This window comes from Streptomyces sp. NPDC012827, assembly GCF_042900905.1.
GTDB classification, from domain to species: Bacteria; Actinomycetota; Actinomycetes; order Streptomycetales; family Streptomycetaceae; genus Streptomyces; species Streptomyces gulbargensis.
Genome location: NZ_JBIBBY010000011.1, coordinates 220,190 through 233,475 on the forward strand (window position 1 = coordinate 220,190; position 13,286 = coordinate 233,475).

Here is a 13,286-nt window from a genome sequence, read left to right on the forward strand (position 1 = left end):
AGCAGCAGTCATGAGCGAGAGCACCACCATCCGCTGGGAGCAGGACGAGACCGGCATCGTCACCCTCGTCCTGGACGACCCCGACCAGTCCGCCAACACCATGAACCGGGCCTTCCGGGCCTCCCTCGCCGCCGTCGCCGACCGCGTCGAGGCGGAGAAGGACTCCATCCGCGGCATCATCTACACCTCCGCCAAGAAGACCTTCTTCGCGGGCGGCGACCTCAAGGACATGATCCAGGCCGGCCCCGGGCACGCCCAGGACATCTTCGACGCCGCCATGGAGATGAAGCGGGCCCTGCGCCGCATCGAGACCCTCGGCAAGCCCGTCGTCGCCGCGATCAACGGCGCCGCGCTCGGCGGCGGCTACGAGATCGCCCTCGCCTCCCACCACCGCGTCGCCCTCGACACCTCCGGCTCCAAGATCGGCCTGCCCGAGGTCACGCTCGGCCTGCTCCCCGGCGGCGGCGGCGTCGCCCGCACCGTACGCCTCATGGGCATCACCGACGCCCTCCTCAAGGTGCTGCTCCAGGGCACCCAGTACAACCCGAAGCGCGCCCTCGACAACGGGCTCGTGCACGAGCTGGCCGCCACCCACGAGGAGATGATGGCCAAGGCCATCGCCTTCATCGACGCCCACCCGGAGTCCCGCCAGCCCTGGGACGTCCCCGGCTACAAGATCCCCGGCGGCACCCCGTCCAACCCGAAGTTCGCGGCCAACCTGCCGGCTTTCCCGGCCAACCTGCGCAAGCAGCTGAACGGCGCCCCCTACCCGGCCCCGCGCAACATCATGGCCGCCGCCGTCGAGGGCTCCCAGGTCGACTTCGAGACCGCGCAGGTCATCGAGTCCCGGTACTTCACCGAGCTGGTCACCGGACAGACCGCGAAGAACATGATCCATGCGTTCTTCTTCGACCTCCAGGCCGTGAACTCCGGCGCCAGCCGCCCCAAGGACGTCGAACGGCGCCAGGTCCGCAAGGTCGCCGTTCTCGGCGCCGGCATGATGGGCGCCGGCATCGCCTACTCCTGCGCCCGCGCCGGCATCGAGGTCGTCCTCAAGGACGTCTCCGCCGAGTCCGCCGCCAAGGGCAAGGCGTACTCCGAGAAGCTCTGCGCCAAGGCCGTCTCCCGGGGCCGCACCACCCAGGAGAAGGCCGACGCCCTCCTCGCCCGCATCACGCCCACCGCCGAGGCCGCCGACCTCGCCGGTTGCGACGCCGTCATCGAGGCCGTCTTCGAGGACACCGCCCTCAAGCACAAGGTCTTCCAGGAGATCCAGGAGATCGTCGCCCCCGACGCGCTGCTGTGCTCCAACACCTCCACCCTGCCGATCACCGTCCTCGCGGAGGGCGTGGAGCGCCAGGCCGACTTCATCGGCCTGCACTTCTTCTCGCCGGTCGACAAGATGCCCTTGGTCGAGATCATCAAGGGCGAGCGGACCGGCGACGAGGCCCTCGCCCGCGCCTTCGACCTGGTCCGGCAGATCAACAAGACCCCGATCGTCGTCAACGACTCGCGCGGCTTCTTCACCTCCCGCGTCATCGGCCACTTCATCAACGAGGGCGTGGCCATGGTCGGCGAGGGCATCGAGCCCGCCTCCGTCGAGCAGGCCGCCGCCCAGGCCGGCTACCCGGCGAAGGTCCTCTCCCTCATGGACGAGCTGACCCTCACCCTGCCGCGCAAGATCCGCAACGAGACCAGGAAGGCCGTCGAGGAGGCGGGCGGCACCTGGAGCACGCACCCGGGCGAGGCCGTCATCGACCGCATGGTCGACGAGTTCGGCCGCCCGGGCCGCAGCGGCGGCGCCGGATTCTACGAGTACGGGGAGGACGGCAGGCGGGGCCGCCTGTGGCCGGGCCTGCGCGAGCACTTCGGCAAGCCGGGGTACGAGATCCCGTTCCGCGACATGCAGGAGCGGATGCTGTTCGCCGAGGCGCTGGACACCGTCCGGCTCCTGGAGGAGGGCGTCCTGACCTCGGTCGCCGACGCCAACATCGGCTCCGTCATGGGGATCGGCTTCCCCGCCTGGACCGGCGGCGTGCTCCAGTACATCAACGGTTACGAGGGAGGCCTCCCCGGCTTCGTCGCCCGCGCGCGCGAGCTGGCGGAGACCTACGGCGAGCGTTTCGCCCCGCCGGCCCTCCTCATCGAGAAGGCGGACCGGGGCGAGGTCTTCACCGACTCCTGAACGCCGTCCTCAGCTCCTCGCTGAGCGAGCGCTGGAAGGCGGTGACGAGGGCCTGGATCACCATCGGCTGCATGTGCGCCGAGAGCGACTTCATCGCGGTCAGGTGGTCCGGGTCCTCGCCGCTCTCCCGGTACGGGTTCCACACCTGCTCCTGGAAGAGGCGGGCCAGCTCCTGGGCGGCGGCCCGCGCGTGCGCCAGGAGCACGGTGCGGGAGGCGAGGATCGTCTCGTGGTCGATCGGCACGTCGAGCAGCTCCACGCCGAGCCGCAGCAGTGCGCCGTCGAGCCGGAAGGTGTCGGCCTCCGCCGTGCGGTCCAGCACGCCCATCGCGGCCAGCCGGTCCACGTCCCGGTCGGTCAGCTCCCGCCCGGCACGCCGCTCCAGCTCCCGCCGCGTGATGGACTCCGCGGACTCCGGCGCCCACGACGCCACCAGGGCCCGGTGCACCGCCAGGTCCCGGGCGCTGAGGTCGGGCGGCAGCTGCTCCAGGTACCGTTCGATGGCCGCGAGGGTCATGCCCTGCCGCTGGAGCTCCTCGATCAGCGCGAGCCGAGACAGGTGCTCCGGCCCGTAGCGCCCGACCCGCCGCGGCCCGATCACGGGCGGAGGCAGCAGCCCCCGCGTCCCGTAGAACCGCACGGTCCGCACGGTCACCCCGGCGCGCGCGGCCAGCTCGTCCACGGTGTACCCGGCCGCCACCCCCGGCTGCCCGCCCCCACCCTGCTCGCCGCCCATCGAGGTGCCTCACTTCCCGCTCACCCGGACCACCCGGCCCGCCTGACTTCAACAGTATTGCTGTCGCACCAGTGCTGTAAAAGACTGCGGCCGTTGTCGGTGCCACCCCTTAGCGTGATCCTCATGAACGGCATCACGTACGCGCGGGGCGACGCGACGGCCCAGAACACCTTCGGGCTCGGCGCGGCCCGGTGCGTCCAGGTGGAGCCGCTGGTGGTCCGGCGGCTCGTGGAGCGGGGCATACCGGTCACCGTGTACGACTTCGGCGCGTAAGGGGCGCCGGGGCGGGGGTGTGGCGGCGGGGCGCCGACGCGCGGGTTAGAGTCGGCGGCCGACCGAGGCGGGGGACCGCAGTGAGGGGGAGTGGAATGTACGCGCAACTCAGGGAGACCGCCCAGGCGTTGGCCGGGGTCCTGTGGCGGGAGCACACCGTGTACCGCGAGCGCGGGGGCGGGGTGGTGATACGCAACGAGCAGGTGGACCGGTGGATCAGCCTCGCTCCGACGGGGGGCAAGGACCGGGCGCTGCTGCGCGCGGGGCGGCTCCTGGACGGGGGGACCACCGCTCCGGCCCGTACGGAGGTGGTCGTGGACCTGACGGCCGGGACGACCGAGCTCGCCGCCGTCTGCCGGCGGCTGCTCGCCGAGGTCGCGGAAGCGGCGGCTCCGGTGGGGGGACCGGCCGCGGGGCCGTCCCGTGCGGGACGGCCCCGGGGAGCCGGGAGGCCGCCGCGGCCCGCGAAGCCCGGCAGGCCCCGCAGGACGCGTCACACCGGCGCCGGCTCCTGGTTCGTGCTGCTCTGCGTCACCGCCGTCGTCGGCTTCTGGATCTACGGCATCGTGTGCGGCACCGGGTACTGAGCCCCGCCGGCGGCGGCCGGCGGGATCAGTACCCCAGGACCGGGTAGTGGTCGGAAAGGTTGGAGTAGGTGTACTGCGTGCCCCAGCTGGAGACCGTCCACGGCGCGCTCCGCTCCAGGACCACGTGGTTGGTCCAGTCGGCGGGGCGGGCGTTCCCGGCCCGGTGCAGGACGTAGTCCAGGTCCTCGCGCGGGTCGTCCGGGTAGCGCTCCGCCGCGATCGAGTTCAGCTCGGTGTCGAAGGAGTACGGGTGCCCGGTGCGCGCGCCGGCCCCGGCGAGCCCGGCGTCGGCGAGCATCGTCGCGTACTCGGGGGAGTGCGAGTCGACGTTCAGGTCGCCGGCGACGATCACCTGCTCGTTCGCCGGAATGTTCTTGCCGTCCAGGAAGGCGTCGAGCGCCTTGAACTGGCGGCTGCGCATCTGCGCCGCCTCGCCCGCCGCGCAGCCGGGGTCCGTGGACTGGGCGTGGGTGCCGACGACGTGGACGCGGCTGCCGTTCACGTCCAGGACGGCGTAGGCGAAGCCCTTGTTCGAGTACCAGTCGGCGCCGCAGGCGTCCTTGTAGACGTACTGCTCCTTGCGGACGATCGGCCACTTGCTGAGGATCGTCACCCCGCCGTCCTCGGGCGTGGTCGTGGAGTAGGCGCCGCCGGTGGCGTCCCAGCCGGTCTTCGAGCGGCCCACGACGGGGGTCTGGTGCGGGTACTGCGCGGCGGCGCTGGCCTTGAGGGCGTCCGAGGAGGAGTTGTCGAAGGCCTCCTGGAGCACGACGACGTCCTGCCCCTGGAAGAAGGAGGCCGCGGGGATCGCCTTCGCCCGGTGGTCCTGCCCCCAGTTCGGGTAGAGGCTCTTGGAGAAGAGGAACGCGTTGTACGTGAGCACCTTCACGCGCGGGGTCGCGGCCGCCGTCTCCGGAGCCGCCGAGGCGGCCGGCGCGGCCGTGGCCAGCGTGGCGGCGGCGAGCGCGAAGGACAGGGCGGCGCCGGAGGTGCGGCGCAGTGCGGCGAACGGCACGTGAACTCCCTAGGAGACGTGGGGGGTTGACCTGGCGCCGCACATACAATCAGCCTGGGTTACCTTCCGGTAGCCTTCGGATGCCGGGAATCTTGCCGGGCGCGCACAAGCGCGCCAACTCTCGACCGGGTGTACGATTCGTAACTTTTGCGACCAGGTAGAATGCCCGCCATGACCCTCGCGAACTCGCAGATCTTCAAGACGGACCTCGGTCCGCTCAACCCCGTCTGGGCCGAGCTCCTCCTCGGCGCCGTACTGTTCGGGCTCACCTTCCTGATCCTTGCGAAGGGCATCCTGCCGAAGATCAAGCGCACGCTCGACGAGCGCGACGACGCCATCGCCGGCGGCACCGAGCGCGCCGACGACCTGCGCACCGAGGCCGCTCAGATCCGTGAGCAGTACGAGGCCGAGCTCGCCGAGGCCCGCCACGAGGCCGCCCGCATCCGCTCCAAGGCCGTCGAGGAGGGCTCGGCCGCCATCGCCGCCGCCCGCGCCGAGGGCGCCGCCGAGCGCGATGCCATCCTCGCCGCCGGCTCCGCGAAGATCGCCGCCGAGCGCGCCGCCGCCGAGCGCGAGCTCACCGCGGACGTCGACGCCTGGGCCCACGCCCTCGCCGCCCGCATCGTCGGCGAGCCGGTCGGCGCCGACCGCGCCTGAGCCGTACGCAGACAGGGGCCGTCGCCCGGGGCCGCAGCGCCGGGGCGACGGCCCCTTCGTCATGGGTGCAGCCTGGAACGGAGGACCCGCGCGAACGCGCGAGGACGGATGAGGAGAGGCACCCCGTGAACCACCCGCGGCAGACCCCCGCCGCGCCCCCGGGCCGGCAGCGGCCGGCCCCCGCCGACCCGGCCCCGCCGCCCGTCGGCGGCGTGCTGTGGAGCGTCGCCGGGGACGTCCGTGCCCTGCTCATGCTGCCCGCCGCCCTCGCCCTGCAGGTCGCCCACCCCGCGATCGGCGCCGGCGTCGACGAACACTCCGTCTTCCGCACCGACCCCTGGGGCCGCGGCGAGCGCTCGCTGCGCTCGGTCCAGCTCTGGGTGTACGGAGGCGAGCGCGCCGCCGAGGAGGGCCGCCGGCTCCGCGAGCTGCACCGCACCATCCGGGGCACCGACGCCCACGGCCGCCGCTACCACGCCCTCACCCCGGCCTACTACTCCTGGGTCCACGCCACCGGCTACCCCGTCTACCGGCACGGCCTGCGCCTGCTGGCCCGGCCTCTCACCGAGGCGCAGGAGCGGCAGCTGTACGCCGAATGGCTCCAGGTCGGCCGGGTGCTCGGCATCCACGACCGGGACATGCCGGGGACGATCGAGGAGTTCTGGCCGTACTACCGGCGCGTCCTCGCCGAGGAGCTGGAGGTCACGGCCGTCGTCCGTGAGCTGCTCGACACCGACCAGCCGGTGCCCGCCCCCGACCGTGGCCCCCTGCCGCTCCGGCTCGCGCTCCGCCTCCTCTGGCCGGTCCTGCGCCGCCCGTTCCTGCGCCTGCGCGCCTTCCTCACCGTCGGCTTCATGCCGCCGGACGCCCGCGAGGCCCTCGGCCTGGAGTGGACCGAGGGTCAGGAGCGGGCGCTGCGCCGCTTCGCCCGGGCCGTCCGCCTGACCGTCCCCGTCCTGCCGGAGCGGCTGCGCTACCTGCCCCTGGCCCGCCGCGCCCGCCGGGCCGCCCGCCGCGCCCGGCACGAGCGCTGACGGACGCCCCGCGCGGCCGCCCCCGGCCGGCCGGGGGCCCCGCGTCGCCGGGCGGCCGGCTCAGCGGCCCGCGCGCCCGGGGCCGTGCGCGTGGTCCCCGGCCGTCCCCCGGCCGTGTCCGTCCCCGTTCCGGTGCTCGTGGACCGTGTTCGTCGCGGCGATCTTCTTCCACGACCTCGGCTCCGCCGGAGCCGCGACCCCGGTGCCCGCCGAGCGCGCGGCGGCCGGAACACCGAGGCCGACCGCGGCCGCCGTCGCCTCCGAGGGCTTCGACGGCTGGTACAGCCAGGTGTCGAAGAGACCCGCGAGAGGCTTGCCGGACACCTGCTCCGCGTACCGCACGAAGTCCGCGACCCGCGCGTTGCCGTACGCGAACCGGGTCGGCCAGCCCTTCAGGATCGCGAAGAAGTCCTCGTCGCCGATCTCGTTGCGCAGCGCCTGGAGCGCCAGCGCGCCCCGGTCGTAGACGGCGACGTGGAACTGGTTCTCCGGGCCGGGGTCGCCCGGCCGGACCGTCCAGAACGCGTCGTCGGCCGCGCGCTGCGCGTACACGTGATCCGCGAGTTCCTGCGCGGTGCCCTCGCCCTCCTTCTCGGACCACAGCCACTGGCTGTACCGGGCGAAGCCCTCGCTCACCCAGATGTCCTTCCAGTCGCCGACGGACACGCTGTCGCCGTACCACTGGTGCGCCAGCTCGTGCACGACCACCGACACGTTCGCGCCGTTCGCGAACTGGCGCGGGCTGTAGAACGGCCGGGTCTGCGTCTCCAGGGCGTAGCCGCTGGTCACGTTCGGCACGTAGCCGCCGAGGGAGTTGAAGGGGTACGGCCCGAAGACCGACTCCAGCCACTCCGTGACCTCCGTGGTCCGCTCGATCGAGGCGCGCGCCGCCCCCGCGTGGTCACCGAGGTCCTTGCTGTACGCGTTGAGGACCGGCAGCCCGTTCGCCGTGGTGTCGGTCGTGATGTCGAACCTGCCGACCGCGAGCGTGGCGAGATAGCTCGCCTGCGGCTTGTCGGAGCGCCAGTTGAAGCGGGTCCAGCCGAGCCGCGAGGACTGCGACAGGAGCACACCGTTGCTGATGGCCTGGGTGCCGTCCGGCACCGAGACGGAGACGTCGAAGGTGGCCTTGTCCAGCGGATGGTCGTTGGAGGGGAACCACCAGGCGGCGGAGTCCGGCTCCTGCGCGGCCACGCCGCCGTCGGGGGTGCGGTGCCAGGCGGTCCAGCCGCCTATCTTCAGCTGGGAGGGCTTCCCGGCGTACCGGACGACCACCGAGACCGCCCGGTTCTTCTCCAGCGGGACCGCCGGGGTGACCTCCAGCTCGTGGTCCCCGGAGGTGGTGAAGGCGGCGGGGCGGCCGTTCACGCGGACCTCACCGACCTTCAGCCCCAGATCGAGGTTGAACCGCGACAGGTTCTGCCGGGTGGTGGCGAGGATCGTCGCCGTCCCTTCCAGCAGGTCGGTCGCGGGCTGGTACTTCAGCCGCAGGTCGTAGTGCGAGACGTCGTAGCCGCCGTTGCCGCTGGCGGGGTAGTAGGAATCGCCGATGCCCGGGGCACCCGGGGTGAAGCCGGCCGCCGATGCCGGGATCACCAGCAGGACGGAGGCCGCGAGGGCGCTCGGGACGATCAGTCTGCGATGCACGGGTGCTCCCCAAGTCATCAGTCACGTAAGACGCGCGGGTGGGCGTCGGTCCTTGCTCGCGACACTATTCAGCGCCCCGACGGACCGTCACGTCCAGAGGGCCCGCCGTCACACGATCGCCATTCGGCCGACACGAACCGCCCGTTGTGCCCGGGAACGCCCGTTCCGTCCGCCCCTCGTGCCGCCCCGGCCACCCCCGCCGCGCGCGACACGCGCGGCCCACCCGACCGCCCCGGCACCCTGTCGCGCGGGAGCCGGCCGGGGTACGTTCCCGCCCATGCCGATGCGAAAGCGGAGAACCCGCGGAGCCCGACTGCCCTACGGAACCCTCGTCCTCGCCGCCGCGGCCGCGCTCCTCGCGGGCGCGGTCACCCCCGCCGGGGCCCGCCCCGGGCCCGCCGTACGCGAGTCACGTCCCGTCCACTCGTACGCGGACGCCGTCCGGGAGTCCGTCTGGGTCGACACCGGGCTCGACGGCGACGGGGACGGACGCGCCGACCGGGTCGCCGTCGACATCGTCCGGCCCCGCGAACCCGCCGCCGCGGGCCGCAAGGTGCCGGTCATCATGGACGCCAGCCCTTACTACGCCTGCTGCGGGCGCGGCAACGAGAGCCAGAAGAAGACCTACGACGCCGAGGGCCGCCCCGTCGGTCTCCCGCTGTTCTACGACAACTACTTCGTGCCGCGCGGCTATGCCTTCGCCGCCGTCGACCTCGCCGGAACCAACCGTTCCGACGGCTGCGACGACGTCGGCGGCCGCTCCGACGTGCTCTCCGCCAAGGCCGTCGTCGACTGGCTGAACGGCCGCGCCCGCGGGTACACCAGCCGTACGGGCGGCACCCCGGCCGACGCCACCGCCTGGAGCACCGGGAACGTCGGCATGATCGGCAAGAGCTGGGACGGCACCGTCGCCAACGGGGTCGCCGCCACCGGGGTCGAAGGGCTCCGGACCATCGTGCCCATCGGCGCCATATCCTCCTGGTACGACTACTTCCACTCCCAGGGCGCCCCGCTCTACGACGCCAACCCGACCTGGCTCTCCGACTATGTCAACAGCCCGGCCGCCAGGGAGCGTTGCGGAGCCGTCCAGAAACGTATCGCCGCCGGCACCCCGTACAGCGGCGACCGGACCGCCGCCTGGGACGAGCGCGACCACGTCCGCGACGCGGCCAAGGTGAGGGCGAGCGTCTTCGTCGTCCACGGACAGCAGGACCTCAACGTCCGCGCCAACCAGTTCGGCCAGTGGTGGGACGCCCTCGCCGCCCACGGCGTCGAACGGAAGATCTGGCTCTCCCAGGCCGGGCACGTCGACCCCTTCGACCTCCGCCGCGCCGACTGGGTGCGCACCCTCCACCGGTGGTTCGACCACTACCTGCTCGGCCTCGACAACGGCATCGACCGCGAGCCCATGGCCGACATCGAACGCGCCCCCGACCGGTGGACCACCGACCGCCACTGGCCGCCGCGCGGCACCTCCGCCACCACCCTGCGCCCCGCCACCGGCCCGGCCGGCGGCCCCGGAACCCTCGGCCGCGCCCCGGCGGCCCCCGGCGCCACCGCCGCCTTCACCGACGACCCGTCACTCGGTGAACTGGACTGGGCCGCCCGCGTCGACAGCCGGACCCCCGAGAAGGCCGGGTTCGTCACCCGCCCGCTCTCCCGCCCGCTGCGGGTCTCCGGCGGCTCGACGGTCACCGTGACCGCCACCCCCAGCACCTCCACGGCGCACCTCTCGGCCGTCCTCGTCGACCTCGGCCCCGACACCATCCGCGACTACGCGGCGTCCGGGGAAGGCATCACGACGCTCCCCGAGCGCACCTGCTGGGGCGCGAGCACCCCCGGGGACAGCGCCTGCTACAAGGAGACCCGCGCCCGCACCACCGACGTCGCGCACACCGTCATCAGCCGCGGCTGGGCCGACCTCGGCACCTGGGCCGACCCGCGCGCCGGGCGGCCCCTGACCCCCGGCAGGCCGTACACCCTCACCCTGAAGCTGGCCGCCACCGACCACGTGGTGCCCGCGGGCCACCGGCTCGCCCTCATCGTCGCCGGCACCGACGAGGGCCCCCTCGACCTGCCGTCGACCACTCCCACCGTGACCCTGGACCTCACCCGCACCTGGGCGCGCGTCCCCCTCGTCGGCGGGCCCGGCGCCTTCACGCGGGCCACCTCAAGGCCGGCGCCCGCCGCGCCCGTGCCGCCCCGCGCGAGCCCGCCCGCCGTGTCCGCGCCGGCCACCGCCGTCCCGCCGGTCGCCGTGACCGTGCCCCGCCTCCCCGGAGCCGCCCGATGAAGCCCCGTCCCGCGCACCGCCGTCACCGGCGGGCCCTCGCCCTCGTCGCCGGAGCCGCCGTCCTCGGCCTGCCGCTCGTGACCGCACCCGCCACGGCGGCCGGCGGCGCCGCCGCCCCGCGCACCGGTTTCGAGTCCAGCGGGGGCGGCCGCTGGACCACCGAGGACGAGGAGCGGGACTTCCTCGCCGCCGTCGACCGGGCGAGCGACCGGGTGTCCACGCGGACCATCGGCACGACCGCCCAGGGCCGCCCGCTCCGGCTCGTCACCGTCGGCGCGGAACGCCCCGCCGGCCCGCCCCAGGGCGGCGGGACCACGACCGTGCTGCTCGTCTGCAGCCAGCACGGCGACGAGCCCTCGGGCCGCGAGGCCTGTCTGAGCACCGTGCGCGACCTCGCGTACGCCCGGGACGCCGGCACGCGCCGGCTGCTCGCCCGCACCACCGTCCTCGTCGTCCCCACCGCCAACCCCGACGGCCGGGAGGCCGACACCCGCGGCAACAGCCAGGGCATCGACATCAACCGCGACCACCTGGCCCTGCGGACCGCCGAGGCACGGGCCCTCGCCGCCGTCATCCGCGACCGGCGGCCCCACCTCGTGTACGACCTCCACGAGTACGGCGCCACCCCGCACTACTACGACAAGGACCTGCTCGCCCTCTGGCCGCGCAGCCTCGACACCCACCCGCGCGTCCACGAGGAGTCCCGGACGCTCTCGGAATCGTACGTACGGCCCGCCGCCGCGCGCGCCGGACACAGCACGGGCATCTACGGCATCTGGACCGACCCTCTCACCGGCGAACCGGTCAAGCAGGTCGCGGGCGACGGCCAGGAACGCATCCTGCGCAACACCGCCGGCATCAAGCACGCCGCCGGGCTGCTCGTCGAGACCCGTGTCGATCCCTCCGGCGCCGCCGAGGAGGGCGACCCGACCCTCGTCCGGCAGCGCCGCGTCGCCACCCAACACGCGGCGCTCGACGGCGCCTTCGCCTACCTGGAGGAACGGCGCGGGGCGCTCGGCGCGGCCACCGCGCTCGCGCGGCACGCCGGCTTCGCCGACCGGGGGCCCGTCTTCCTCGGCGGGGCCGACAACGACCCGCCGGAGCCGGGGGAGATCCTCGCCGACCCGCCCTGCGGCTACCGTCTCGACGCCGCCCAGTACGCAGCGGTCGGCGACGAACTCGCCCTGCACGGCGTCACCGTGCACCGGGAGGGCGGCGGGGCGTTCGTCCCGGTGCGCCAGTCGCAGCGCGCGCTGGTCCCGCTGCTCCTCGACGGGCGCGCCACCTATCACCTCGTCGGTGCGCGTCCTGTGGAGGAGTGTTGACGATCGCGTGACCCCGGCTCCGGAGAGCGCGTTGGTGATCTTCACCAGGGTAAAGTTACCGACTGGTACTGACCATGCCTCAGAGGTCCGCCCCGCTTCGGCGGGGGGAGCCTCGCGAACGACATCCGGAGAACCCATGAGGAACGCGACGCCGCTGCGCCGTGCCCTGCCCGCCCTGCTCGCCACGACGCTGCTGGCCGGGGGCCTGCTCGTCGGGCAGACCGCGGCCGCCGGTCCGGCCTCCGCCGCCAAGACCGTCACCTGCGACATCACCAAGCTGCGGACGGAGGCCCGCAAGGAGCGCGACCGCGCCGCCCAGCTCAGGCGGCTCGGTGCCCCGGCCGAGGCCCGTAAGGCCCTGGCCCGCGCCGAGTCCCTCGAGCGCCGTGCCCGCCAGTGCCGGGACGCGGAGGAGAACAACCGCCCGCCGCTCTGGAAGTAACGCCAGGACGGCGGCCCGGCACGGACCGCTTCCCGCCGTCACCTTCGCGAACGGCGGACGAGCCGTGTACGGGGCGGGCGGCCTTGCGAAGACCCTTCGCAAGGCCGCCCGTGCCCGCACTCAGCCGCAGACCAGATCGGCCGCCCGGCGGGCACAGCCCCAAGCGACCGTCACCCCCGCGCCCCCGTGGCCGTAGTGGTGCACCAGGCGTCCGCCGCCCGGCAGCGGCACCGCCTCGATCCGCACCCCGGCCGCCCGCACGGGCCGCAGCCCCACCCGGTGACCCAGCACCCGCGCCCCCGCGATCTCCGGCCGGACCCGGGCGCACCGCGCCACGATCGCCTCCGCCGTCGCCGGATCCGGGACGAGACTTTCCGCGCCGTCCTCGGCCGTCCCGCCGAGCACCAGACGCCCCGGCTGCGGAAAGAAGTACGTGGTCTCCCGCGACGCGGCGTCCGCCGCCGTGAACCACTCCTCGACACCAGGGTTCTCCACCAGCACCAACTGCCCCCGCACCGGCCGCAGACCGGTGTCCGGCGACAACTCCCGGGCCCCAAGACCCGTGCAGTCCACGACCACCCGCGCCCGCTCCGCCGCCTCCCCGAAACCGGTCACCGACCGCCGCTCGAAGACCCCGCCCGCCTGCTCGAATCGCCCCCGCAGCCAGGCCAGATGGACCGGCATGTCGATCAGCGGCAACCGCCCCGCGATCCCCACCGTGTACGGCCCCGGCACCTCCCCGGCCGACAGCTGCCGCAGCCCCTCGACCTCCCGCGCCCACGGCCCGAGCCCCGCCAGGACCGTGTCCGCGTGGACCCCCGCCACCCATCGCACCCCGGTCCGCCCCGGATCGGCAGCCAGCTCCCCATACACCCGCAGCGACTCGACCGCCCAGGCGCCCGCCCGTGCCGCCGGCTCGATCCGGTACGGCCACCACAGCGCGCCCGCCACCGCCGACGTCGTCGCCGTCACGTCCTCGCGCGACCAGACCCGCACCCGCAGGCCGCGTTCCACCAGGGTCACCGCCGTCGTCAGCCCGACGACCCCGCCCCCCACCACGATCACGTCGCTCGTCATGGCGGGGACCGTACC

The 13,286-nt window shown here is 74.0% G+C and carries 12 protein-coding genes; 8 read left to right on the top strand and 4 right to left on the bottom strand.

Annotated elements, in window-relative coordinates:
• The first annotated feature begins 10 nt into the window (after positions 1–10).
• Positions 11–2,185: a 3-hydroxyacyl-CoA dehydrogenase NAD-binding domain-containing protein gene (locus ACFY60_RS24325; RefSeq protein WP_388616954.1), complete on the top strand. Its 2,175-nt coding sequence runs from the start codon at positions 11–13 to the stop codon at positions 2,183–2,185.
• Here ACFY60_RS24325 and ACFY60_RS24330 read toward each other — a convergent pair.
• Positions 2,172–2,921 (bottom strand): MerR family transcriptional regulator, encoded by a 750-nt coding sequence (locus tag ACFY60_RS24330; RefSeq protein ID WP_388616957.1) that lies wholly within the window; start codon positions 2,919–2,921, stop codon positions 2,172–2,174. The genes ACFY60_RS24325 and ACFY60_RS24330 overlap by 14 nt on opposite strands.
• A 123-nt stretch (positions 2,922–3,044) precedes the next feature.
• On the opposite strand from ACFY60_RS24330, the gene ACFY60_RS24335 reads away from it, so the two are divergent.
• Positions 3,045–3,194 (top strand): hypothetical protein, encoded by a 150-nt coding sequence (locus tag ACFY60_RS24335; RefSeq protein WP_388616959.1) that lies wholly within the window; start codon positions 3,045–3,047, stop codon positions 3,192–3,194.
• Positions 3,195–3,289: 95 nt separating this feature from the next.
• Positions 3,290–3,781: a hypothetical protein gene (locus ACFY60_RS24340; protein ID WP_388616961.1), complete on the top strand. Its 492-nt coding sequence runs from the start codon at positions 3,290–3,292 to the stop codon at positions 3,779–3,781.
• Between the two features lie 25 nt (positions 3,782–3,806).
• Here the strand turns inward: ACFY60_RS24340 and sph are convergent, their stop codons facing one another.
• Positions 3,807–4,796: a sphingomyelin phosphodiesterase gene (gene sph / locus ACFY60_RS24345; protein ID WP_388616964.1), complete on the bottom strand. Its 990-nt coding sequence runs from the start codon at positions 4,794–4,796 to the stop codon at positions 3,807–3,809.
• A 171-nt stretch (positions 4,797–4,967) separates the two neighbouring features.
• Here sph and ACFY60_RS24350 point away from each other — a divergent pair, with 171 nt between their 5' ends.
• Positions 4,968–5,453, top strand: coding sequence for a hypothetical protein (locus ACFY60_RS24350; RefSeq protein WP_388616967.1), 486 nt, complete (start codon positions 4,968–4,970; stop codon positions 5,451–5,453).
• A gap of 125 nt (positions 5,454–5,578) precedes the next feature.
• Complete coding sequence (locus ACFY60_RS24355) at positions 5,579–6,487, top strand: oxygenase MpaB family protein (protein WP_388616970.1); 909 nt, start codon at positions 5,579–5,581, stop codon at positions 6,485–6,487.
• 60 nt (positions 6,488–6,547) lie between these two features.
• Here ACFY60_RS24355 and ACFY60_RS24360 read toward each other — a convergent pair whose 3' ends face one another.
• Positions 6,548–8,134, bottom strand: coding sequence for a M1 family metallopeptidase (locus ACFY60_RS24360; protein ID WP_388616973.1), 1,587 nt, complete (start codon positions 8,132–8,134; stop codon positions 6,548–6,550).
• Between the two features lie 277 nt (positions 8,135–8,411).
• Here ACFY60_RS24360 and ACFY60_RS24365 point away from each other — a divergent pair, with 277 nt between their 5' ends.
• The 3 genes from ACFY60_RS24365 (at position 8,412) to ACFY60_RS24375 (ending at position 12,194) form a co-directional block, all read left to right on the top strand.
• On the top strand, positions 8,412–10,427 hold the full coding sequence (locus ACFY60_RS24365; RefSeq protein ID WP_388616976.1) for a Xaa-Pro dipeptidyl-peptidase: 2,016 nt from the start codon (positions 8,412–8,414) through the stop codon (positions 10,425–10,427).
• The gene (locus ACFY60_RS24370; protein ID WP_388616979.1) at positions 10,424–11,752 is read left to right on the top strand and encodes a M14 family metallocarboxypeptidase; all 1,329 of its coding nucleotides are present in this window, start codon (positions 10,424–10,426) and stop codon (positions 11,750–11,752) included. The genes ACFY60_RS24365 and ACFY60_RS24370 overlap by 4 nt, the downstream gene beginning before the upstream one ends.
• A 136-nt stretch (positions 11,753–11,888) precedes the next feature.
• Positions 11,889–12,194: a hypothetical protein gene (locus tag ACFY60_RS24375; protein ID WP_388616983.1), complete on the top strand. Its 306-nt coding sequence runs from the start codon at positions 11,889–11,891 to the stop codon at positions 12,192–12,194.
• Positions 12,195–12,314: 120 nt separating this feature from the next.
• Here ACFY60_RS24375 and ACFY60_RS24380 read toward each other — a convergent pair whose 3' ends face one another.
• Entirely contained in the window at positions 12,315–13,271 is a 957-nt protein-coding gene (locus ACFY60_RS24380) for an FAD-dependent oxidoreductase (RefSeq protein WP_388616986.1), read from the bottom strand.
• Positions 13,272–13,286: the final 15 nt, after the last annotated feature.